This window comes from Sphaerisporangium sp. TRM90804 (assembly GCF_029846175.1).
Taxonomy (GTDB): Bacteria; Actinomycetota; Actinomycetes; order Streptosporangiales; family Streptosporangiaceae; genus Sphaerisporangium.
The window spans coordinates 101,014-120,768 of the sequence record NZ_JARWAC010000013.1 but is presented as its reverse complement, the minus strand read 5'-3'; the positions used below and the strand labels follow the sequence as shown (position 1 = coordinate 120,768).

Genomic DNA, 19,755 nt, shown 5'->3' with positions numbered 1-19,755 from the left:
ACGTCACCCCTTCGCGAGCTTCTCGAGCACGGGCACCAGGCCGGCCGGGGTCGGCTGCCCCTCCAGCTCCTCGCGCAGCTTGCGCGCGGTGGCGCGGAAGGACTCCTCCTCCAGCAGCCGGCCGGTCATCTCACGTATCCGCGCCTTGACCTCCTCGATCCCGGAGTCCTTGGGGATCAGCATCAGGCCCGAGCCGGCGCCCGCGACCTGGGAGGCGAGCAGCACCTGGTCGGGCGACTGGCCGACGACGAGCTGCGGCACGCCGCAGGCCGTGGCGGTCAGCGTGGTGCCGCTCCCGCCGTGCTGCACCAGCGCGTCGCAGCTCGGCAGCAGCATGTGCAGCGGCACCGACTCCACCACCCGCGTCCCCTCCGGCAGGTCGCCGAGCAGGTCGCGCTGGTCGGGGGCGATGGCGGCCACCACCTCCACGTCCAGCTCCGACAGCGCGGCCACCGCGTGCGGCAGCAGGAACACCTTCGCCCCGCCGAGGTAGACCATGGACGTGCCCCACGTCACCAGCACGCGCCGCCGCGACGGCGGCTCGGCCAGCCACGCGGGCATGACGCCGGGGCCGTTGTAGGGCACGTACCGCATGGGCTGGCGGGTCCACGCCGCCTCGACCTGCATGGCGAGCGGGCCGGGGTCGACGGTGAGATCGCCGAGCGTCTCCAGGCCGGTCAGCCCGTACCGCTCCAGCATGCCGCCGAGCACCTTGCCCTGCAGGGCGTCGGCGTCGTAGGTGATGTCCGGCCCCCACAGGTGCCTGACCTTGGGCACGCCGAGCACGGTGGCGGCGATGGGCGCCGCCACCATGGTGGGCTCGTAGACGATCAGGTCGGGCCGCCACGACCGGGCGTAGTCCACCAGGTCGTCGAGCATCGCGTCGGAGATCCGGGCGAAGATGTCCAGCATCCGCGTGGTGCGCTCCTCGACCTCGGCGGCCGACAGCGCGCTCCAGTCGAGGTCGTACAGCGACGCGGCCTGCTCGCGGAAGAGCGGGACGAAGTCGAAGTCGGCGCCGGTGAGCACCGCCGGCAGCCCGGCCTGGGCTATGGCCGGGGCCAGGGCGGGCCCGCTGGCGACCCTGACCTCGTGCCCGGCCGCGCGGAAGGCCCAGGCCAGCGGCACCATGGCGTGGAAGTGGGTGGGCCAGGGAACGGAGACGAACAGCACTCGCATCGTGAACATCACCAATCGTGGGTGTGCGTATGGCGGTCGCCGCGAGGCACGGGCCGGGCGGGCCTCACCCCCGCATTGACTGGGTGGCGAACTCCTTGACGCCGGTCTCGAAGTCGACCCGCGGGGCCCAGCCCAGCTCGCGCCTGAGCCGGTCGGGCGTGGCGACGATGTGCCGGGCGTCGCCCAGCCGGTACTGGCCGGTCATCACCGGCGCCGGCGCGCCCGCCGCGGCCGAGAGCGCCTCGGCCAGCGCCCTGATCGGGCGCGGCTCGCCGCTGGCGACGTTGTAGGCGCGCATGCCCGGCGACGACTGGCCCAGGGCGGCGACGTTGGCCGCCGCGACGTCGCGCACGTGCACGAAGTCGCGTGTCGGGCCGCCGTCCTCGTAGACGCGCGGCGCCTGGCCCTTCTCGACCGCGGACCGGAACGTCGAGGCCACCCCCGAGTAGGCCGAGTCCAGCGGCATGCCGGGCCCGTACACGTTGTGGTAGCGCAGCGCGATGGCGGTGCCGCCGACCTCCCTGGCCCAAACGGCGACCAGGAGCTCCTGCGCGTACTTGGTGACCCCGTACACGTTGCGCGGGTCGGGGCGGGTGTCCTCGGTGGAGGGGATGAGCGCGATCTCCTCCCCGCAGTCGGGGCAGGCCGGGTCGAAGCGCCCGGCGTCCAGGTCGGCGACGCGGCGGGGGCCGGGGGCCACCGTCCCGTCCTTGGGGCAGGAGTAGCGGTTCTCGCCGTAGATGACCACCGAGCTGCCGTGCACGATGTGCCGCAGGCCCGCCTCGGCCATGGCCGCCAGCAGCACCGCCGTGGCCAGGTCGTTGCACCCGGCGTACCCCGGCGCCTCCAGGATCTCCCGGCCGCGCCCCACCAGGGCCGCCTGGTGGCAGACAACGTCCACGCCGCGCAGCGCGGCGGCCACCACCTCGGGGTCGCGCAGGTCGCCGTGCACGAACTCCACGCCCGCGGGCGGCTCGGGCGGCCGGACGCGGTGGACGTTGGGCAGCAGGGCGTCGATGATCCGTACCTCGTGTCCCTCGGCCAGCAGGGCCGACAGGACGTGTGTTCCGATGAACCCGGCTCCGCCGGTCAGCAGAACGCGCTTCTGCCGCATACGCCACCTTCCCTCTCTCCGTCGCGCGGCGGGCCTAGCTCAGGTAGCCGGGCCATGTCCGCAGGTCCCGCCACTGGCGGGCGTCGTGCCCGTAGACGACCAGGGCCTTCTCGTCCCGGGCGAGCCGGGCCAGCCGGGCCGTGGAGGCCCGGGTGGCCTGTTCGTCCAGGTCGAACGGGTAGATGCGCCGGGTCGCGGGGTCGGCCGCGGCCTGCTCGGGGACGGCGTCCACCGCGAGCAGCACCGGGCCCGTCTCCGGCAGGCGCACGAGGACCGACTGGTGGCCTTCGACGTGACCGCTCGACTCCACCAGCTCGACCCCGGGCACCAGCTCGGTGTCGCCGTCGACGAGGCTGTACTTCAACCCGGGGTGGTCCCAGCTGGCCCTGCACATCTCCAGCCGCGGCACGGCTCGCGAGCGGGCCAGCTCGTCGTGGCGCCTCTGCACCACGAACTCGGCCGAGGGGAACGCGTCGTGGTTGCCGGCGTGGTCGGGGTCGAAGTGCGAGCAGACCACGTAGTGGACGTCGTCCGGCCGCACCCCCAGCCCCGCCAGCCGGCTGACGACGTCGGCCCCGGGCTCCGCCTTGACCGGGCCGGGCAGGCCGGCCCGGTCGCGGGCGTACCCGGTGTCGACGAGCACGTTCGCGCCCTCATCCGTGCGGATGAGGTACACCGGGACCGGCCCGCCGGTGGCCGCGATCTCGGCGACCGGGATGAGATACAGCCTCATCGCGCGCTTCAGCCCTCGACCCGGCAGGCGAAGCTGACGAAGTAGCGGTCCGCGCAGACGTGCAGGACCTCGCCGAACACGCTGCGCAGCAGCGGCTCGATCTCGGACGTGCGCATCAGGCGGGTGCGGTAGGAGCCGCTGCGCAGCCGCCCGCCGGACGCCTTGATCACCATGGCGCTGCCCAGGAACATCGCCGAGCGGCCCAGGTGCCACAGGGCGCCGTACCGCTGCCGCTGGAACTCGTGGAAGTTGTCGACCGTCCACAGGTTGCCGATGAACACACCGCCGGGGCGCACGAACGACTTCATGCGCTCCATGACCCGCCGCGGGTCGCCGATGTGGTGGATGGCGTCGACGCACATCACCACGTCGGCCGTGCCGAGGTCGTGGTCCTCCCAGAAGTCGCCGAGCACCGTGCGCAGGCCGGGGTGGCCGACCCGCGCGCGGGTCTTCTCCAGGCCCTGCGCCGAGATGTCCAGCGCGACGATCTCCTTGGCCAGGCTCAGCCGGGCCATCATCCCGGTGAACTCGCCCGTGCCGCAGGCGAACTCGATCACCCGGTCGGCGTCCCTGGCGTACTTCTCGATCACCTGCGCCAGGTCGGCCTTCTGCGCCCGGTAGTGCTCGCCGAGCAGGGGGTCGCGCTCGGCCAGGTCGCGGTCCCAGAAGCGGGCCGCCCAGTATTTCGCCCCGTCCGGGGGCTGCTCACCGAGAATCTTGTGCCCTGAGCGAGCCAGCATTTCCGCGAGCATGTCAGCACCTCTTCCGTTCCGGGACCGAAGTCATCGAGAGGGAGCATCCGAGCCGGCGCTCAAGGCTGGCTTGAAACTCGATCGCGCCAGCGACACGTCGGTCGGGTTCGCCGGGTCGCCCGTGGTGGTGATGGGGGCGTGCACGAAGCCGGTGAGCGTGTGGGACAGGCCCACGAAGGAGCCGACGTAGGGGCCGCCGAACCACATCGGGGCCTGGCCGAGGTCGAAGGGCCCGGCCAGGTGCTCCTCCTGCCAGCGGGCGTCGGCGGCCGAGCAGCGGGCACGGCAGGTGGACAGCCACACGTCGGTGGTCGCGCCGGGGTCGGCGGTGTTGTTGCGGAAGTCGTAGTAGCTGATGCCGACGGCGCCGGTGATCGTGGTCTCGACCTGCGTCAGGAACGCCTGCCCGCTGCCGAACGGCGGCGACTCGGGCGTCTGGTTGATCTTGCGCGGGGTGCTCCAGGTGCGCCCGCCGTCGGAGGAGGTGGACAGCGCGACGCCGCTGTAGCTGCCGGACATGGTCGCGTCGCCCCAGACCAGGTAGAGCGTGCCGGTGAGCCGGTCGGCGGCGATGTCGGGCACGATGCCCGGCGCCATCACCGGCACCCAGGGGGTGTCGGGCAGCAGGGGCTGGCCGACGATGAAGGTGCCCGGGACGCTCACCGGTTCGGTCCAGGTGGCGCCGCGGTCGCTGGACCGCATCACGGCGACCCGCTCCTGGACGGGTGCCGGGTAGGGGGCGCCGCCGATGGCGTGCTCGTTCTCCACGAAGACGTTGACCAGGTCGCCGTTGGGCAGCACGGCGATCTGGTTGCCGACCGTGCCCGCGCCGGGGGTCTGCGGGCGGTAGATCGAGCGGGTGGGCCGCCAGGTGCGGCCGGCGTCGTCGCTGCGGGCGAACAGGACCTCGTGGAAGTCGAGCTCGCGGTCGCGCCGGTTCCAGACGACGTACACGCGGCGCGGGTCGCGCGGGTCGGTGGTGACGGTCTGCTTGTCGCTCCAGAAGCGCGGCATGACGTCGCTCGACAGCGCGGCCGGCGCGCTCCAGGTGGAGCCGGCGTCGGTGGAGCGCAGGGCCGCGACGATCGACCGGTCGCCGCCGAAGATCGTGACGGTGGCGTGCAGGGTGCCGTCGGCGCCGAACTGCAGCCAGGGGTTGGTGACGCGGCCCTGCCCGCCCGAGCACTCCGAGACGCCGGGGAGCACGGTCTTCTTCCAGGTGATCCCGCCGTTCTTGGTGGAGGCGACCACGATGCCGCGGGAGCTGCCGGTCGCCCACAGGTCCTGGCGCCAGGCGACCGCCGTGACGAGCGGGTTCCACGGATGGACGGCGACGGTCGACTCGGACTCGGTGTTGAGGGTGTAGGAGTCGCCGGGGACGGTGTCGGCCGTGCAGCTCGCGAACGGGCTCGCGTCCGACAGGCGTACCGGCTGGTCCCAGGTGGAGGCGTGGGCGGTGCCCGGGGCCGTCATGAGCGTGAGGCTCATGAGCAGGGCGCCCGTCGCCGCGCCGAAAGCGGCGACACGGCTGCTCTTCACAGGTTCGCTCCCTCGAGAAGGTGGATCGCCGCGCGTCACCGGTCACACGCCGGGCAGGCGGCTGTCTGCCGACGCAGCCTGTCGGCGCCGCCTAGTGACGGCCTCGAAACACACTCGAAAGGAACGGCCAGGACCGGGGCGGCGGGCACGCCGGCGCCCGGGCGTCACGGCGCGAGCGAGCGCCGGGACGCCGCTCCGCCCGCCGATCAGGGGGCGGCGGGCTCGGCGGGGGCGGTCAGCCCTTCTGCCCGCGGCGGGCGGCCAGCGCGGTGAGGGCCACGCAGACGAGCACGGCGGCGGCGCGGCCCAGGCCGTCGAGCGCGCTGCTGAGCAGGGTCTCGTTCAGGTTCCACAGGTCGAGCAGCCTGCGGACGACGAACACCAGGACGGCCGTCGCCAGCGCCGGCCACAGCGCGAAGGCCCACGGGTGGCGCAGCGCCCACGCCCGGGCGTCCCGCCGCTCGCCCGCGGGCTCGGAGGCCACCGCGATGATGCCGCCGAGCAGGAAGAACACCACCAGCCCCAGGCAGACGGGGCTGGCCACGATGATGGCCCGCACGTCACCCCCGGAGGCCGCCAGCGCGAACCAGGCGACGGCGACCACCAGGGCGGTGCCGGCCGCGGCCTTCCACGGCCACAGCCGCAGCACCGCGGACGGCCCAGATAACTGAGGGGACGGCTGACTGCTCATACAGGGCTCCTCTTCGTACGCCGTTCACCGGGCGTCCCAAGTAAACCGACATAGCCGAGCGCGCCTCAAGCGTTTCTGGATCTTCCGCGCGGGCGGGCCGCCCCGTCCCGCGTCATCGGGTCCCCGGTGGGCGCGGCGGGACGCGGGACACCCGGGCGCAGCACCCGGGCGGCGTAGGCGCGCAGCCCGTTGAGGTCGGCGAGCCGGCCCCGGTAGCCGATGTGGCCGTCCGGCCGCAGCAGGTAGACGACCGGCTCCCGCACTTCGAGGGCCGCGTGCGCGGTACCGCCCGGATCCCCCAGCCGCACCATCACGTCCCCGTCCAGCTCCGCCGCGCCCTCCCACGGGAGGGCGCCCACCACGCAGACCCGCAGCGCCGCCACGCCCGCGACCGCCGCCCTGGCGCCCCCGGCCGCCCGGGCGCCGGCGCCGTCGCGGCACATGACGAGCATGGTCCAGGCGGACCCGCCGGCCAGGCTACGCAGCAGGGTGCCGGGGGCGCCGGACGGCGTGACGACCGGCGCGTCGGGCAGCTGCTCGCCCACCCGCGGGCCCGGCATGGCGTGCCCGTCGTGGTGCAGCGGCTCGCCGTGGTAGCGCAGGGGCGGCTCGGTCTTCACGTCGTGGCGGCGGCGGCGCACCCGCTCGCCGTGCGTGGCGTCGGGGTCGGGGGCCGTGCCGAAGGCCAGGATGCGCCTTGCCTTGCCGAAGACGTCCTCGGCGACGGCGCGCCGCTCGGCCGAGTAGGTGTCCAGCAGCCACTCCCCCGCCCGGCCGCGCAGCACCGCGCCGAGCTTCCACGCCAGGTTGTACGCGTCCTGGACCCCGCCGTTCATGCCGTGCACCGGCATGGGCGCGGCCTTCGCGGACTCGCCGACCAGGAAGCAGCGGCCCCGCCGGAACGAGGCCGCGATGCCGTGCCGGGGCCGGAAGCACCAGTCCTGGCCGAGGTGCCTGATGCCCTTCTCGATGCCCGTGAGCTCGCGCACCACGTCCGGCACCCCCGGCCAGGGCGTGCCGGGCTGACCGCCCTGGCCGGGGGTGGGTCCGGTGCCCTCGCCCGCGGCACCCGGCCCGGGGGCGCCGGGGACGTCGCCGTCCTCGCCGAGGACGGCGAACAGGCGGTGGCGCCCGCCGGGCAGCGGGACGAGGCCGGCGCTGCGGCCCCTGCCGAGGAAGATGTACTCCGACGACGGCGCGAGGCCCGCGGTTGCGGGCAGCTCGACGTCCATGTGCACGACCCGGCCTCCGGGCAGCGGCTCGGCGTGCCAGCCGAACCCCAGCCGCTCGCGCAGCCCGTCCGCGCCGCCCTGCGCGAGCACCACCCACCCGGCGGTGACCCGCTCGGCGCCGCCGGGGCCGCGCAGCTCGACCACGGCCCGCGCCGCGTCCTGCTCGACGGCGACGGCCTCGACGGACCGCTCGACACGGACGCCGAGGGCTTCGGCCTCGACGGCGAGCTCCTCCTCCAGGACCGCCTGCTCGACCGACAGCGGCAGCGGCCACAGGCCGCGCGGGTCCTCCAGGCCGTGTGAGAAGGACTCCTCCCCCAGGTGGAAGACCTTGCGCCGCACGGTGAGGCCCCGCCGGGCCAGCCGCGCGACGGGCAGCCCCGCGCGGTCCAGCGCCTCCAGCGTCCGCGGCCACACCATGTGGCAGCCCGTGCCCGCCGCCCCTCCGGGCCGGCGGTCCACGACGCGGACCCGCACGCCCTGCCCGGCCAGCGCCAGGGCGACGGTGAGCCCCGCCGGGCCGGCCCCCACCACCAGCACCTGTACCTGTGCCGTCATCGACCATCCTCCAGCGCCATGGCGGCGAAGCTACGCGGCCGTCTTCGAGGGCCGGTCGAGCCGCCCTGAAGAGCGGCCCCGACCGATCCTTGAGCGCTCCTCAAGCCGCGCTGGACAGGATCGCCGGCATGGTCGCCGAGAACAGAACGTCGGTACTGGTCGCCGGCGGCGGGATGGTCGGGTTGTCCATGGCCGCCTTCCTGTCGTGGCATGGTGTGCGGTGCCTGCTCGTGGAGCGGCAGCCGGCGCTCACCCCGCACCCCCGGGCGCGTGGCGTGAACCCCCGCACCATGGAGCTGCTGCGCGCGCTCGGCCTGGAGGAACGGGTCAGGGACACCGCGTCGAGCAAGGCGCTCGCACGCAACGCGGGCGTCATCGCGGTCGAGACGCTGGCGGGCCGCCAGGTCGGCGAGCTGCGCCAGTACTTCATGGACCACGTCACCGACCTCGGCGAGCTGAGCCCCACCGGGTGGTGCATGTGCTACCAGGACGAGCTGGAGCCACTGCTGTACGAGCGGGCGTCGGAGCTGGGCGCCGAGCTGCTGCTCGACACCGAGCTGCTGAGCGCCGAGGCCGACGACACCGGGGTCACGGCGGTGCTCCGCGACCGCGGGCGAGGCGCCGGGCGGACCGTCCGCGCCGACTACCTGGTCGCGGCCGACGGCGCGGGGAGCGAGACGCGCGCGCGGCTCGGCATCGGCACCCACGGCCCCGGGTCGCTCGGGCACTTCATGAACGTGGCCTTCGAGGCCGACCTGACCGAGCCGCTCGGCTCGCGGCGCTTCATCATGTGCTACGTCACCGGCACCGGCACCCGCTGCGCGCTGCTCCCGGTGAACAACCGCGACCGGTGGATGCTGCACGTCATGTACCGGCCCGGGGAGGAGGCGTCGTTCACCGAGCGGCGCTGCGTGGAGCTGGTGCGGGCGGCGGCGGGCGTCCCCGGCCTGGACGTCCGCGTCGAGAGCGTGCTGCCGTGGCACTCCGCCGGCCTGGTCGCCGACCGCTTCCAGGACGGGCGGGTCTTCCTGGCGGGCGACGCGGCGCACGTCATGCCGCCCACCGGCGCGTTCGGCTCCAACACCGGGGTGCAGGACGCGCACAACCTCGCGTGGAAGCTGGCCGCCGTGCTGCGGGGCGAGGCGAGCCCGTCCCTGCTGGCCACCTACGACGCCGAGCGCAGGCCCGTGGCCGACCTGACGGTCGCGCAGGCCGTGCTGCGCCACGCGGACCGGCCGCGGATGGCGGGGCAGGCCCCGGCCGCCCCGGACCCGGCGATCCTGCCCGACGAGCAGGTGATCTTCGACTACCGCTACCCGGCGCCCGCCGGCGGCGGGGACGGCCGGGAGGCCGGCCCCGGGGCGCCGGGCACGCGGGCCCCGCACGTGCCGCTGGTCGTCGGCGGCGCCGAGCGCTCCACCCTCGACCTCTACGCCCGGCGTCCCGTCCTGGTCGCCGGCCCGGAGGGGGAGGCCTGGCGCGGCGCCGCGGCGCGGGCCGCCGCCGGCATGGGGGTCCCGCTGGACGTGCACGTGCTCGCTGCCACGCCGGACGCGCCGGGCCCGTACGACGCCCACAAGTCGTGGTGCGAGCGCCACGGCGTCACGCCCTCGGGCGCGGTGCTGGTGAGGCCGGACGGATTCGTCGCCTGGCGCGCCGCGGCCGAGCCCGCCGACCCCGGGGCCGCGGTCGGCGACGCGCTGGCCGCCCTGCTGCGCCCCGGCCTCACCGAGGACGCCGCCGGCGGACCCCGGCTCCGCCCCCCGACAGGAAGCGTCACGCCATGAAGGCACTCGTCCTCGCCGGCGGCTCGGGAACCCGACTGCGGCCGTTCAGCCACACCATGGCCAAGCAGCTCGTGCCCGTGGCCAACAAACCCGTCCTGCGGCACGTCCTGGAGGCCGTGCGCGACGCGGGCGTCACCGACGTGGGAGTCATCGTCGGCTCGCGCGGCGCCGAGATCCGCCAGGCCATCGGCGACGGGGACGGGCTCGGGCTGGACCTCACGTTCATCCCGCAGGAGGCGCCGCTCGGGCTGGCCCACTGCGTGGTGGCCGCCTCGGAGTTCCTGGCGGGCGAGAGCTTCATGATGTACCTGGGCGACAACATCATCGTCGACGGGCTCGCCGGGTTCGTCCGGGAGTTCCAGGGCTCGGGCGCCGACGCGCAGATCCTGCTGTCCAAGGTGCCCGACCCCGAGCACTACGGCATCGCCGAGGTCGACGCCCAGGGCCGGATCATCGGCCTGGTGGAGAAGCCCGCGCGGCCCAAGAGCGATCTGGCGGTCGTCGGGCTCTACCTGTTCGGGCCGGCGATCCACACGGCGGTCAGGTCGATCCAGCCGAGCCGGCGCGGCGAGCTGGAGATCACCGACGCCGTCCAGTGGCTCATCGAGCGCGGCGGCGCGGTGCGCTCCCACCTGCTCCGGGGCTACTGGAAGGACACCGGCCGGGTCGACGACGTCCTGGAGTGCAACCGGGCGTTCCTGGAGGGCATCGCGCCCGCGATGCTGGGGAAGGTGGACGCCGACACCGAGGTCATCGGCCGGGTGTCCATCGGCCGGGACGTCACCGTGCAGGGGTCCCGCCTGGTCGGGCCGTTGATCATCGGGGACGGCAGCACCGTGGTCGACAGCCACGTGGGCCCGTTCACCTCCATCGGCGCGGGCTGCCACATCGAGGGCGCGTCGATGGACTACTCGATCCTCATGGAGAGCGTGACGGTGCGCGGCATCCGGGGCCTGCACGGGTCGGTCATCGGCCGCCAGAGCACGCTGTCGCCGCCCGCGTCCGCGCTGCGCACCAGCCGGATCGTGACCGGCGACCACAGCCATCTGCAGATCTTCCAGCACTGACAGCCGTCTTCCAGCACCGGAGGAACCGGGTTCGATGCCAGCCAGCCGCCACAGCCCCCTCATGCGCGCCGGAGCGCTCCTCGCCCGGCACCTGCTGGCGGGGCTGACCCATCTCGGATCCGCCCTGGGACCGCTCTCGCCCGTCCCGCCGGACGATCCCGCCGCGCCGCAGCCGGGGAGCCGGTCGCGGTGAGCCGGGAAGCCGACGGGACGATGTTCGGCACCGTCCTCATCGCCAACCGCGGCGAGATCGGGCTGCGCGTCGCGCGGACCTGCCGCGAGATGGGCATCCGCACGGTCGTGGTCTACTCCTCGGCCGACCGCGACACCCCGCTGACGCGGTTCGCCGACGAGGCCGTGCACATCGGCCCGCCCGCCGCCAAGTCCAGCTACCTGAACATCCCCGCCATCATCGAGGCGGCCCTGCGCACCGGCTCGGAGGCCATCCACCCGGGGTACGGCTTCCTGTCGGAGGACCCGGACTTCGCCGAGATCTGCTCGGCGCACGACATCACCTTCATCGGCCCGGCCCCGGAGGTGATGGCGCGGCTGGGCGACAAGGCCACCGCCCGGACCATCATGGCGGCGGCGGGGCTGCCCGTCGTCGAGGGCAGCGAGAGCACGCTGGACACCGCGGCGCAGGCCAAGGCCGTCGCCGACCGGATCGGCTACCCGGTGATCATCAAGGCGACGGCGGGCGGCGGCGGGCGCGGCATGCGCGTCGTCGGCCGCCCCTCGGCGTTCGTCCGCGCCTACAGCGAGGCCCGGTCGCACGCGCACGCCGTCTTCGGCGACTCGCGGGTGTACGTCGAGCGGTTCGTCGAACGGGCCCGCCACGTGGAGGTGCAGGTGGTGCGCGACCGGTTCGGCAACGCCGTGCACTTCGGCACCAGGGACTGCTCGGTGCAGCGCAACAACCAGAAGCTGGTCGAGGAGACGCCGGCGCCGCGGTTGCCCGCCGAGCTGGTCGACCGCATGACGGCGCTGGCCGTGCTGGGCGCCCACGCCGTCGGCTACGAGGGCGCGTGCACGTTCGAGTTCCTGCTGGACGACGCCGGGCGCTTCCACTTCATGGAGATCAACTGCCGCATCCAGGTGGAGCATCCCGTCACCGAGATGGTCACCGGCACCGACCTGGTGCGCGAGCAGATCATGGTGGCGGCCGGGCGCCCGCTGTCGCTGAGGCAGGCCGACGTCGTGCTGTCGGGGGCCGCCGTGGAGTGCCGGATCAACACCGAGGATCCCTACCGCGGCTTCCGGCCCACCCCGGGACGGCTGGAGGAGTTCCGGCTGCCGGGCGGGCCCTTCACACGGGTCGACTCGCACGGCGCGCAGGGCGCGGTGATGACGTCGGAGTACGACTCCCTGCTGGCGAAGATCGTGGTCTGGGCGCCCGACCGGGAGCAGGCCGTCGCGCGCATGAGCCGCGCGCTGAACGAGCTGCACGTCACCGGGCCCGGCGTGCGGACCACCAAGCCGTTCCTGCAGGACGTGCTGGCTCACCCGCTGTTCAAGGACGCCACGCACACCACCGGCCTGGTCGAGCACATGCTGGAGACGCGCTGAGGAGGCATCCATGCTGATCGAGCACACGCCGGAGACGCGCTGAGGAGACGCCCATGCTGATCGAGAGCCTGACCGTCGCGGCGCTGCTCGGCGCCGGCACCACCGCGGGCGTGCTGTTCGGCGTGGCCGTGAGCGTCGTCCCGGCCCTGCGCGACATGCCCCCGGGCCGCTACGTGGAGACCCACCAGCTCCTCGGACGGCACTGGGACCCGCTGATGCCCGTAATCGTGCTCGGCACGACCGCCGTGGACGTCGCCCTGTCACTGCTCGCCGGCGACCTGACCTCGCGGGTGCTGTTCGGCCTGGCGGCGGCGCTGCTCTTCGCCTCCTCCATGGTCTCCCACCTGCTCAACGTCCCCCTCAACCGCCAGGTGAAGAAGCTGGACCCCGCCCTGCCCATCCCCTCCGGCTGGCAGGACCCCCGCCCCGCCTGGCGCCGCTGGCACACCTTGCGCACCCTCCTGGCCCTGGCGGCCTTCACCCTCACCACCCTCGCCACCGTCACCTGACGGCGCGCGAGACCTTTCCGAGAGCCTTCCCCCGCCGGCCAATCTTCGATCCGGCCGGAAACGGTGCCTTCGGCGCTGTCTCCCAGGGCGTCCTGTCCCCCACCGACGACCCGCCGTCGCGCAGACAGCCCGCGCACAAGCAGCCGAGTTCTCGCGGGAACCTCGACTCGCACGAAACAAACACCGAAGACGTATGGCCTCGTGAACGTCCTCAACCGTCAGGTTGTGCCGAATTCGTCTCGGGGGACGGCCGCAGGCGGTCGGTCAGGAAGCCCTGGAAATGCGGGCAGGTCATGATGTCGTCGTGCGGGCATTCCAGGCCGCCTTCGAGCATGTCGAGTGCGGCCTGCGCGCGGGCGATCCGTGCCAGCAGCCTCTCGCGGTGGCGGGCCATCACCTCGTGGCGGGCCGGCGCGGACCGGGCGGTCAGCATCGTCCGGATGTCGGGGAGTCCGAAACCCGCCTCCTTCGAGATCAGGATCGCCGCCACCCGGTACAGGTCCTCGTCGGTGTAGCGGCGGCGGTCGCCCGCGCGGGCCGGGGTCAGCAGGCCTTCCGCCTCCCAGTGCCGCAGCGCGTGTGTCGGCAGCCCGAACCGAGCCGCCACCTCGCCGATTGACTTCATGTCGACATTAAGTCGCACAATGACGCCCATGTCTACGTTGCTTGCCATCCTCGACGCCCATGACGACCTGCCGCAGGCTCGTGACCTGCGGGAACGTACTTACCAGGCGCTGGGCGACACCGTTGTCGACGTCGGCTGCGGGGGCGGGCGCGCCGTCGGCGAGCTGGCCGCCCGTGGGGTGCGGGCCATCGGCGTCGACCTGAACCCCGAGATGATCGAGGTGGCCGCCGAGCGCTGGCCCGCGGGCGAGTTCCACGTCGCCGACGCCACCGCGCTGCCCCTCGACGACGGCTCGGTCACCGGCTACCGCGCCGACAAGGTCCTGCACACCCTCGCCGAGCCCGGACGAGCCGTCGCCGAGGCCCGCCGGGTCCTGGCCGGAGGCGGCCGCGCGGTGCTCGTCGGCCAGGACTGGGACACCTTCGTCATCGACTCCGGCGACCCCGAACTCACCCGCACGCTCGTCCACGCTCGCGCGGACGGCATGCCGAACCCGCGGGCCGCCCGCCGCTACCGCAACCTCCTGCTGGACAACGGCTTCGTCGACGTCACCGTCGAGGTCCACACGATCGTGTACACGGACGCCACGTGCCTGCCGGTGCTCGCCACCATCGGAGAAGGCGCCTGGCTCGACGACCAGGCCGCCAGGGCCCGCGACGACCGGCTGTTCTTCGCCATCCCGATCTTCCTCGCCTCCGGAACCCGCGCCGACTGAGCACCGGCTCGGCGGCGATCGCCGGAAACGCGGGCGATGCGAGTGTGTCGTCACCGGTTCGCGAGTTCTCAGACGAGCTCTGAGCGGCACGTGCGACGCTGTACGGTAGCTGCTTTTCTCACAGTCACAGGCAGGTCGCCATGCAGCCTCTCAACCCCGGTCCCCTGGCGTTGGACGAGATCCAGCGCTACGTCGCCGAGATGGAGGAGGAGCGAGGCTTCTCCGGCAGCCCCATGCTTGAGCAAGCCCTGCGCCTCGCCGAAGAGACGGGCGAGGTGTGCAAAGCCGTCCGCAAGGCCACGGGGATGCCGATCGATCCCGCCAGCGTGACCGGCAGCATCGGCGAAGAACTCGCCGACGTCCTCATCTACCTCGCCGCGATCGCCAACCGCGCGGGTGTCGACCTGGCGGACGCCCTGCGGGCCAAGGAGCAGATCAACGAGACCCGCGTCTGGACCTCGTAAGGCGGTTCTCGGCTGATATCCGCCGCCGGTGCCGCGCGGCGGCGGGTCGCCGATCCAGGCAGAGCCGCCTGAGGAAGACAGCGCCGAAAGGCACCGTTTAGGCGCTGGTCCCTCCAACCTCGGGCCGCGCGGAGCGGTGGCGCTGCTCGCCCCCGTGGTCAGGGGAGGTGTCCGGGGGTGGGGAGGGGGTGGCAGGAGGTGGCGCCGAAGGCGCGGAAGCGGTGGCGGCGTTGTTTGACGAGCTGGGGGCCGTCCAGCGACGACAGGTCGTGGAGGGTGTCGACGATGACGGCGCGGAGGGTCTCGGCGGTGGCGGCCAGGTCGATGTGGGCGCCGCCGTCGGGCTCGGGGATGACCGCGTCGATGATGCCGGCCTCCAGCAGGTTGCGGGCGTCGACCCGCAGGGCCTGGGCGGCCTGGGCGGCCGCGGCGGCGTCCTTCCACAGGATCGCCGCGCAGCCCTCGGGGCTGATGACCGAGTAGACGGCGTTGGACATGGCGTACACGCGGTTGGCGACGCCCAGGGCCAGCGCTCCCCCGCTGCCGCCCTCGCCGGTGACGATGGACAGGACGGGCACGGGAAGGGTGGACATCAGGCGCAGGTTCTCTGCGATGGCCAGCGCCTGGCCGCCCTCCTCGGCCTCGATGCCCGGGTAGGCGCCGGGGGTGTCGATGAAGGTGACGACCGGCACGCCCCACTTGGCGGCCAGGCGCATGAGGCGTCCGGCCTTGCGGCACCCCGCCGGGGACGGCATGCCGAAGTTGCGCCGGGCCATCTCCTGGCTGCCGTGGCCCTTCTGGTGTCCCACGACCACCACCGGCGCGCCGTCCAGCCAGCCGACGCCGCCCACGACCGCGGGGCAGTCGCGCGCCTGACGGTCGCCGTGCAGCTCGGTGAAGCCGTCGAGCATGCTGTACAGCAGGTCCAGCGTGGTCGGCCGCGTCACGTGGCGGGCCAGGCTCACCGCCTCCCAGGCGTCCCGCTCGGGCAGCGCCCGGGGGTCGCGGACGAGCGGCGGCGCCGACCGCGGCGGTATCTGGCGGAACGACCGGGGGGCGCGCAGGCTCAGCAGCCTGCCCAGCGTGCCGCGCAGCGCGCGGCGCGGCTGGATGTCGTCGATCAGGCCCCGGGCGAACAGGAACTCCGCCGTCTGGAAGCCCTTCGGCAGCTCCTGCCGGATGGTCTGCTGGATGACACGCGGCCCGGCGAAGCCCATGCGGGCCCCCGGCTCGGCCAGGATGACGTCGGTCAGGCTGGCGAACGACGCCGCCACCCCTCCGTAGGTCGGGTCGGTGAGCAGCGAGACGGTCAGCACGCCGGCCTCGTCGAGCGCGGCGAGGGCCTGGCTCGTCTTGGCCATCTGCATCAGCGACAGGGCGCCCTCCTGCATGCGGGCGCCGCCGGAGGCGGTGACCAGCAGCAGCGGCACCCGCTCGGCCAGGGCCGCCTCCGCGGCCAGCGTGACCAGCTCGCCGGCGGCCGAGCCGAGGCTGCCGCCCATGAAGCGGAAGTCCATGACGGCGGCGACGACGGCGTGGCCCTCGATCTCCCCGCGCACGCAGACCACGGCCTCCTCCAGCCCCGTCGTCTCGCGGGCCTCGCGGACACGGTCGGCGTACGGCACGGAGTCGGTGAAGTCCAGCGGGTCGAAGACCCCCGCCTGGAAGGGGAGCGGGCGGGCCGAGCCCGTGTCCAGCAGCGTGGCGATGCGCTCGCCGGCGGTCAGGCGGGCGTGGCGCCCGCAGTCCCTGCACACCATCAGCTCGCGGACGAAGCGCCTGGTGTAGGCGAGCGTCCCGCAGCCCGGGCACTTGGTCCACTCGTCCGCGAGGTCGGCGCGCGTCCTGACGGGAATCATCGCCGCTACTCCCCCGCCCGCGCCCCGGTCGCCCGCGGGGCGCCCTCGGCCGCCCCGCGCAGGTGGTAGACGATGCGCATCGTCGCCATGGAACCGGATGCGCGGTACGGGTGCAGCTTCTGGCGGTGCTCGACGTGCTCGGCACTGTGCTCGAACTCCCGGAACCGGGGCTCGTCCACCCAGTCGCTGACGATGTAGTACACGCCCGGCTCGTCCAGGCCGGCCATCAGCCACTGCCCCAGGTTGGCCGGGTGCGTGGTGATGACGTCGCCGATCGAATACCAGGCCTTCTCGAAGTCCTGCTCCATGCCGGGATGGATCTGCATGCGCAGCAGCACCCGGAAGCCCTCACCGCGTTCGCTCATGTCTCCGCCCGTTCGTCGTGGTCGTCCGGCCGCCCGTCCGGTGCACGCACCACGAGGGCCGCGTTGAACCCGCCGTGCCCGCGCGCCAGGACCAGGGCGGTCCGGACGGCGGCCGGGCGGGGTGCGCCGTTCACCAGGTCGATGCGCAGGCCCTCGGCCGGCTCGTACCCGCCGGCCGTTGGCGGGATGACGCCGTCGCGGACGGCCAGCAGCGCCGTGGCGACGTCCAGGGACGCGCCCCCGGCGTACAGGCGTCCGGTGAGGGTCTTGGGCGCGGTGACCGGCACGCCGCAGGGCCCGAAGACCCGCTCGATCGTCTCGGCCTCGGCGCGGTCCAGCTCCGCCACGCCGGCGGCGTCGGCGAAGACCACGTCGACCTGTTCCGGCGTCACGCCGGCGTCGGCCAGCGCCGCGCGCACGGCCCGTTCCAGGGTGGACGGCCGCCCGGAGCCCGGCGGCGGGTCGAACGTGGCCGCGTGGCCGGCGATCACCCCGTAGCGGCGCGGCGCGGGCCTGGCCGCGGCCGACCCCGCGTCCTCCACCACGAACATGGCTCCGCCCTCGCCCGGCACGTAGCCGGTGGGGGCCTCGCCGAACGGGCGGTAGGCCGTCGCGGGGTCGGGGGACGGGCTCAGCCTGCCGTTGGCGGACTGCGCCGTCACGCCGTAGGGGCACAGGGAGGCGTCGGTGCCGCCGGTCACCACCAGGCGGGTGCCGTCGCGCAGCAGGCGCCGGGCCTGGGCCAGCGCGTCCAGGCCGCCGGCCTGCTCGGCGGCCAGCACGCCGCAGGGGCCGCGCATGCCGTGCCGGATGGAGATCTGGCCGGTGGTGGCCGCGTAGAACCAGGCGATCGACTGGTAGGCGCCGACGCTGCGCGGCCCCCTGCTCCACAGCCGCTCGATCTCGCGCTGCCCGAACTCGGTCCCACCGGAGGAGCTGGCGGTGACGACCGCCATCTCGTACTCGGGCAGCTCGGCGGTGTCGGCCTCGGCGTCGGCCAGCGCCATCGCCGCGGCGGCCAGGCCGAGGTGCGTCCAGCGGTCGGTCTGCGGCACCAGCCGGCCGGGCACGTTGCCGTTCGCCTGGAAGTCGCTCACCTCGCCGGCGACCCGGCACGGGTAGGCGCCGGCGTCGAAGCGGGTGATCGGGCCCAGGCCGCTGCGGCCGGCGAGGACGGACGCCCAGTACTCCTCGGCGCCCATCCCGTTGGGCGCGACCACGCCGAGCCCGGTGACAACCGCCTGGGCTCCCATCACGCCGCTCGCCCGGGGGCGGCGAGCACCATCGCGGTCTGGAACCCGCCGAACCCGGAGCCGACCGACAGCACCACGTCGGTGCGGTGGTCGCGCGCGGTGAGCGGGACGTAGTCCAGGTCGCACTCGGGGTCGCGGGTACGCAGGTTGGCCGTGGGCGGCACCACCTGGTGCTCGATGGCCAGGGCGCAGGCCGCCAGCTCGATGGAGCCGATGGCCCCGAGCGAGTGGCCGACCATCGACTTGATCGAGCTGACCGGCACCTCGTACGCGTGCGGGCCCAGGCTGCGCTTGAAGGCCGCGGTCTCGTGCCGGTCGTTCTGCTTGGTGCCCGAGCCGTGGGCGTTGACGTAGTCGACGTCCGACGCGTCCAGGCGGGCCTCGCCGAGTGCGGTGCGGATCGCCTCGGCCATCTCGCGGCCGTCGGGCTTGAGGCCGGTCATGTGGTAGGCGTTGCTGCGGCCGGCGAACCCGGCGACCTCGGCGTAGATGTGCGCCCCCCGGCGCCGGGCGTGCTCCAGCTCCTCCATGACGAACACCGCGGCGCCCTCGCCGAGCACGAACCCGTCGCGGTCGCGGTCGAAGGGGCGCGAGGCGTGCTCGGGGTCGTCGTTGTTGGCGGAGGTGGCCTTGATCGCGTCGAAGCAGGCGACGGTGATCGGCGAGATCGGCGCGTCCGACGCGCCGGTGAGCATCACGTCCGCCGCGCCCTCCTGGACGAGCCGGTAGGCGTGGCCCACCGAGTCGAGGCCGGAGGTGCAGCCGGTCGAGACCAGGGCGACCGGCCCCTCGGCGCCGCAGGCCCACGCCACCTCGACGGCGATCGTGCTGGGCACCATGTACCCGTACAGGTGGGGGACGGCGTACGCGGGGTCGACGGCCCAGTCGCGGCCGCCGTTGCTGAGCACGACGTACTCCTGTTCGAGCCCCATCGTGCAGCCGACCGCGCTGCCGACGCTGACGCCGGTACGCGCCGGGTCCAGGTCGTCGGGCGTGAGCCCGCTGTCGGCCATGGCCGCGCGGGCGCACACGGTCGCGAACTGGGCGGCGCGGTCCATGCGCCGGATCTCCCGCGGGCTCAGCCCCTCGGCCGCCGCGTCGAAGTCGGCCTCGGCGGCCATCCGCGAGCGGAACCCCGCCGGGTCGAACAGCGTGATCATCCGGGTGGCCGTGCGGCCGCTCGTCATGAGCTCCCAGAACGCCTTGGTGCCCACGCCGCCGGGCGCCACGACGCCGAGGCCGGTGAGCACGACCCTGCGGCGGCTCACGAGCCGCCGCCAGCGTGGACCGCCGGCAGGGGGCCCTCCTCGGGCCGCACGTGGGGTTCGGTGTCGACGTGGCCCAGCTCGGGGCGCGGGGCGAGCGGGCTGAGGTGGAAGACGACCTCGGCCGGGTCGGGGCCGGGGTTCTCCAGCCGGTGGCGCACGTTCTTGGGGACCAGGAGGGCCTCCCCCGGCTCCAGCGTGACCGGCTCACCGTCCAGCCTCATGACCAGGGAGCCGCGCACCACGTAGAGGAACTCCTCGGAGTAGGGGTGGTAGTGCTCCGAGACGTGCTCGCCGGCGCCCAGGGTGAGGACGCCGGAGAAGCCCGAGGTCGAGCCGACCGTCTTCGGGCTCAGCAGGACGCGGATGTCGCCGCCCCTGCGCAGGTTGGGCGCCACGCCGGCGACCGAGATCTTCGTGGGGTGATTCATGGACCGGACCGTCCTCCTCGATGTTCCGGCGGGCGAGGCCCGCCGTGCGCG

General features: G+C 74.0%; 20 protein-coding genes. 7 read left to right on the top strand and 13 right to left on the bottom strand.

What is annotated here, in order from left to right; translation table 11 throughout:
* Positions 1-3: 3 nt before the first annotated feature.
* The 7 genes from PYR91_RS17490 to PYR91_RS17460 form a co-directional block, all read right to left on the bottom strand.
* On the bottom strand, positions 4-1,188 hold the full coding sequence (locus tag PYR91_RS17490) for a nucleotide disphospho-sugar-binding domain-containing protein (RefSeq protein WP_279780927.1): 1,185 nt from the start codon (positions 1,186-1,188) through the stop codon (positions 4-6).
* 55 nt (positions 1,189-1,243) lie between these two features.
* Positions 1,244-2,293 (bottom strand): NAD-dependent epimerase/dehydratase family protein, encoded by a 1,050-nt coding sequence (locus PYR91_RS17485; protein WP_279780926.1) that lies wholly within the window; start codon positions 2,291-2,293, stop codon positions 1,244-1,246.
* A 34-nt stretch (positions 2,294-2,327) separates the two neighbouring features.
* Complete coding sequence (locus PYR91_RS17480) at positions 2,328-3,026, bottom strand: N-acyl homoserine lactonase family protein (protein WP_279780925.1); 699 nt, start codon at positions 3,024-3,026, stop codon at positions 2,328-2,330.
* Between the two features lie 8 nt (positions 3,027-3,034).
* Positions 3,035-3,766: a class I SAM-dependent methyltransferase gene (locus PYR91_RS17475; RefSeq protein ID WP_279780924.1), complete on the bottom strand. Its 732-nt coding sequence runs from the start codon at positions 3,764-3,766 to the stop codon at positions 3,035-3,037.
* 42 nt (positions 3,767-3,808) lie between these two features.
* Positions 3,809-5,317, bottom strand: coding sequence for a sialidase family protein (locus PYR91_RS17470; RefSeq protein WP_279780923.1), 1,509 nt, complete (start codon positions 5,315-5,317; stop codon positions 3,809-3,811).
* A gap of 235 nt (positions 5,318-5,552) precedes the next feature.
* Positions 5,553-5,966: a hypothetical protein gene (locus PYR91_RS17465; protein WP_279780922.1), complete on the bottom strand. Its 414-nt coding sequence runs from the start codon at positions 5,964-5,966 to the stop codon at positions 5,553-5,555.
* A gap of 107 nt (positions 5,967-6,073) precedes the next feature.
* Positions 6,074-7,798, bottom strand: coding sequence for an FAD-dependent oxidoreductase (locus PYR91_RS17460; protein WP_279780921.1), 1,725 nt, complete (start codon positions 7,796-7,798; stop codon positions 6,074-6,076).
* Between the two features lie 89 nt (positions 7,799-7,887).
* Here PYR91_RS17460 and PYR91_RS17455 point away from each other — a divergent pair, with 89 nt between their 5' ends.
* The 5 genes from PYR91_RS17455 to PYR91_RS17435 are packed head-to-tail and all read left to right on the top strand — an operon-like array spanning position 7,888 to position 12,727.
* Positions 7,888-9,585: an FAD-dependent monooxygenase gene (locus PYR91_RS17455; protein ID WP_279780920.1), complete on the top strand. Its 1,698-nt coding sequence runs from the start codon at positions 7,888-7,890 to the stop codon at positions 9,583-9,585.
* The gene (locus PYR91_RS17450; RefSeq protein ID WP_279780919.1) at positions 9,582-10,652 is read left to right on the top strand and encodes a glucose-1-phosphate thymidylyltransferase; all 1,071 of its coding nucleotides are present in this window, start codon (positions 9,582-9,584) and stop codon (positions 10,650-10,652) included. Before PYR91_RS17455 ends, PYR91_RS17450 begins: the two co-directional genes overlap by 4 nt.
* 34 nt (positions 10,653-10,686) lie before the next feature.
* Entirely contained in the window at positions 10,687-10,845 is a 159-nt protein-coding gene (locus PYR91_RS17445; protein ID WP_279780918.1) for a hypothetical protein, read from the top strand.
* Positions 10,842-12,218 (top strand): acetyl-CoA carboxylase biotin carboxylase subunit, encoded by a 1,377-nt coding sequence (locus PYR91_RS17440; protein WP_279780917.1) that lies wholly within the window; start codon positions 10,842-10,844, stop codon positions 12,216-12,218. The genes PYR91_RS17445 and PYR91_RS17440 overlap by 4 nt, the downstream gene beginning before the upstream one ends.
* 53 nt (positions 12,219-12,271) lie before the next feature.
* A complete protein-coding gene (locus PYR91_RS17435) occupies positions 12,272-12,727 on the top strand; it encodes a DUF1772 domain-containing protein (protein WP_279780916.1) in 456 nt (151 codons plus the stop codon).
* 211 nt (positions 12,728-12,938) lie between these two features.
* Here PYR91_RS17435 and PYR91_RS17430 read toward each other — a convergent pair whose 3' ends face one another.
* On the bottom strand, positions 12,939-13,382 hold the full coding sequence (locus PYR91_RS17430) for a MerR family transcriptional regulator (protein ID WP_279780915.1): 444 nt from the start codon (positions 13,380-13,382) through the stop codon (positions 12,939-12,941).
* Here PYR91_RS17430 and PYR91_RS17425 point away from each other — a divergent pair.
* Positions 13,381-14,067 carry a methyltransferase domain-containing protein gene (locus PYR91_RS17425; protein WP_279780914.1) on the top strand — a complete coding sequence of 229 codons (687 nt, stop codon included), beginning with the start codon at positions 13,381-13,383 and terminating at the stop codon, positions 14,065-14,067. The genes PYR91_RS17430 and PYR91_RS17425 overlap by 2 nt on opposite strands.
* Before the next feature lie 140 nt (positions 14,068-14,207).
* Positions 14,208-14,531, top strand: a complete 324-nt coding sequence (locus tag PYR91_RS17420; RefSeq protein ID WP_279780913.1) for a MazG nucleotide pyrophosphohydrolase domain-containing protein — start codon at positions 14,208-14,210, stop codon at positions 14,529-14,531.
* A 158-nt stretch (positions 14,532-14,689) separates the two neighbouring features.
* Here the strand turns inward: PYR91_RS17420 and PYR91_RS17415 are convergent, their stop codons facing one another.
* Genes PYR91_RS17415 through PYR91_RS17395 form a run of 5 tightly spaced genes read right to left on the bottom strand, consistent with a single transcriptional unit; the run spans position 14,690 to position 19,704 of the window.
* Entirely contained in the window at positions 14,690-16,390 is a 1,701-nt protein-coding gene (locus PYR91_RS17415; RefSeq protein ID WP_279780912.1) for an acetyl-CoA carboxylase carboxyltransferase subunit alpha, read from the bottom strand.
* Between the two features lie 5 nt (positions 16,391-16,395).
* Complete coding sequence (locus PYR91_RS17410; RefSeq protein WP_279780911.1) at positions 16,396-16,755, bottom strand: antibiotic biosynthesis monooxygenase; 360 nt, start codon at positions 16,753-16,755, stop codon at positions 16,396-16,398.
* The gene (locus tag PYR91_RS17405; RefSeq protein WP_279780910.1) at positions 16,752-18,008 is read right to left on the bottom strand and encodes a ketosynthase chain-length factor; all 1,257 of its coding nucleotides are present in this window, start codon (positions 18,006-18,008) and stop codon (positions 16,752-16,754) included. Before PYR91_RS17405 ends, PYR91_RS17410 begins: the two co-directional genes overlap by 4 nt.
* Positions 18,008-19,276 carry a beta-ketoacyl-[acyl-carrier-protein] synthase family protein gene (locus PYR91_RS17400; protein ID WP_279780909.1) on the bottom strand — a complete coding sequence of 423 codons (1,269 nt, stop codon included), beginning with the start codon at positions 19,274-19,276 and terminating at the stop codon, positions 18,008-18,010. Before PYR91_RS17400 ends, PYR91_RS17405 begins: the two co-directional genes overlap by 1 nt.
* Entirely contained in the window at positions 19,273-19,704 is a 432-nt protein-coding gene (locus PYR91_RS17395) for a cupin domain-containing protein (RefSeq protein WP_279780908.1), read from the bottom strand. Before PYR91_RS17395 ends, PYR91_RS17400 begins: the two co-directional genes overlap by 4 nt.
* Positions 19,705-19,755: the final 51 nt, after the last annotated feature.

Bases quoted from the DNA above. Each gene is read 5' to 3' on its own strand.
- PYR91_RS17460 (WP_279780921.1), bottom strand. From the start codon at position 7,798: ATGACGGCACAGGTACAGGTGCTGGTGGTGGGGGCCGGCCCGGCGGGG.
- PYR91_RS17480 (WP_279780925.1), bottom strand. From the start codon at position 3,026: ATGAGGCTGTATCTCATCCCGGTCGCCGAGATCGCGGCCACCGGCGGG.
- PYR91_RS17445 (WP_279780918.1), top strand. From the start codon at position 10,687: ATGCCAGCCAGCCGCCACAGCCCCCTCATGCGCGCCGGAGCGCTCCTC.
- PYR91_RS17485 (WP_279780926.1), bottom strand. From the start codon at position 2,293: ATGCGGCAGAAGCGCGTTCTGCTGACCGGCGGAGCCGGGTTCATCGGA.
- PYR91_RS17490 (WP_279780927.1), bottom strand. From the start codon at position 1,188: ATGTTCACGATGCGAGTGCTGTTCGTCTCCGTTCCCTGGCCCACCCAC.
- PYR91_RS17410 (WP_279780911.1), bottom strand. From the start codon at position 16,755: ATGAGCGAACGCGGTGAGGGCTTCCGGGTGCTGCTGCGCATGCAGATC.
- PYR91_RS17435 (WP_279780916.1), top strand. From the start codon at position 12,272: ATGCTGATCGAGAGCCTGACCGTCGCGGCGCTGCTCGGCGCCGGCACC.
- PYR91_RS17420 (WP_279780913.1), top strand. From the start codon at position 14,208: ATGCAGCCTCTCAACCCCGGTCCCCTGGCGTTGGACGAGATCCAGCGC.
- PYR91_RS17415 (WP_279780912.1), bottom strand. From the start codon at position 16,390: ATGATTCCCGTCAGGACGCGCGCCGACCTCGCGGACGAGTGGACCAAG.
- PYR91_RS17425 (WP_279780914.1), top strand. From the start codon at position 13,381: ATGTCTACGTTGCTTGCCATCCTCGACGCCCATGACGACCTGCCGCAG.
- PYR91_RS17450 (WP_279780919.1), top strand. From the start codon at position 9,582: ATGAAGGCACTCGTCCTCGCCGGCGGCTCGGGAACCCGACTGCGGCCG.
- PYR91_RS17395 (WP_279780908.1), bottom strand. From the start codon at position 19,704: ATGAATCACCCCACGAAGATCTCGGTCGCCGGCGTGGCGCCCAACCTG.
- PYR91_RS17430 (WP_279780915.1), bottom strand. From the start codon at position 13,382: ATGGGCGTCATTGTGCGACTTAATGTCGACATGAAGTCAATCGGCGAG.
- PYR91_RS17405 (WP_279780910.1), bottom strand. From the start codon at position 18,008: ATGGGAGCCCAGGCGGTTGTCACCGGGCTCGGCGTGGTCGCGCCCAAC.
- PYR91_RS17475 (WP_279780924.1), bottom strand. From the start codon at position 3,766: ATGCTGGCTCGCTCAGGGCACAAGATTCTCGGTGAGCAGCCCCCGGAC.